2 protein-coding genes are annotated in these 1193 nt (G+C 63.2%); one reads left to right on the forward strand and one right to left on the reverse strand.

Annotated features, from left to right (window positions below; genetic code table 11):
• Positions 1-165, reverse strand: a 165-nt coding sequence (locus C8J36_RS25700) for a winged helix-turn-helix transcriptional regulator (protein WP_132537894.1), incomplete at its 3' end; no start/stop codon positions are given.
• Between the two features lie 99 nt (positions 166-264).
• On the opposite strand from C8J36_RS25700, the gene C8J36_RS24695 reads away from it, so the two are divergent.
• Positions 265-1193, forward strand: a 929-nt coding sequence (locus C8J36_RS24695; protein ID WP_132537895.1) for a zinc-binding dehydrogenase, incomplete at its 3' end; no start/stop codon positions are given.

The raw sequence follows: 1193 nt of genomic DNA on the forward strand, positions 1-1193 counted from the left end.
GGACTTCTGCGTGACGCCTTCCAGTTCCCGTTTCAGGGAATTGAAGCGCATCGGTCCGCGGCAAAGCGATGCCATGATGAGGATCGACCATTTATCAGCGATCTGATCGAGAATGAGCCGGACGAGCTCGGCCGACTCTCCAAGTGTGCAGTTCCTATCCGCCATGCGGTTTCCTCCGGGATACCTGAGCGACAATAAGTGCCTAATTGACACTAGGTTTCCTGCATATACCTATGCATCGCGTGATGCAAATGGAGAAGTGACATGAAAGCAGTGCGGTTCCACCAAACGGGAGGCCCCGAGGTTCTGGTCTATGAGGATGTTCCGGATCCGACAGCCGGCCCCGGCGAAATTCTCATTCGCGTCGACGCCGTCGGATTGAACTATGCCGATACGATGCGGCGGCGCGGAGACGACTATCCGGAAGCCTCGCCGGTGCCCTTTACACTCGGTATCGAGGTTGCCGGCACGGTTGCGGCGCTCGGCGAGGGCGTTGCGGGGCCGGCGGTCGGCACGCCCGTGCTCGCGACCCCGGGCGCCGGCGGATATGCCCAATATATCGCCGTTCCCGCACAGATCGTCATCCCTCTGCCGGAGGGCTTCGACGCCGTGAACGCGGCCGCTTTGGTGGCGCATGGCATGACGGCGGCGATCGCGCTGCGCAAATCCGGCCGTCTCGTCGAAGGCGAAACCGTGCTGATCGAGGGTGCTGCCGGCGGGCTCGGCTCGTTCCTGGTGCAGCTCGCCAAGCTCTATGGCGCCGGCAAGGTGATCGCCGCCGCGAGCACGCCGGAAAAGCGGGCCATCGCCGAAAAGCTCGGAGCGGACGCCACCGTCGACTATCGCCAGCCCGACTGGGCCGAGCGCGTGAAGGAACTGACCGATGGACGCGGCGTCGACCTGATCATGGAAACCGCCGGCGGCGACAACGTCAACAGGGCTCTCGACGCCCTGGCGCCCTTCGGCCGCATGGTCTATCTCGGGCAATCCAGCGGCAAATCCGCCCAGATCGACCCCTGGCGGCTGACGGCTCAAAATCACAGCGTCATCGGCATCTACATCGCGGCCTATGCCGCCTGGCCGGAGCTCATGGCCGAGACGATGAACGAACTGATCGGCTTCCTGATGACCGGCAAGCTGTCGATCAACATCGGCAAGGTGATGCCGCTGTCACAAGCAGCCGAAGCCCATCG

This window comes from Rhizobium sp. PP-F2F-G48 (assembly GCF_004342335.1).
Taxonomy (GTDB): Bacteria; Pseudomonadota; Alphaproteobacteria; order Rhizobiales; family Rhizobiaceae; genus Ferranicluibacter.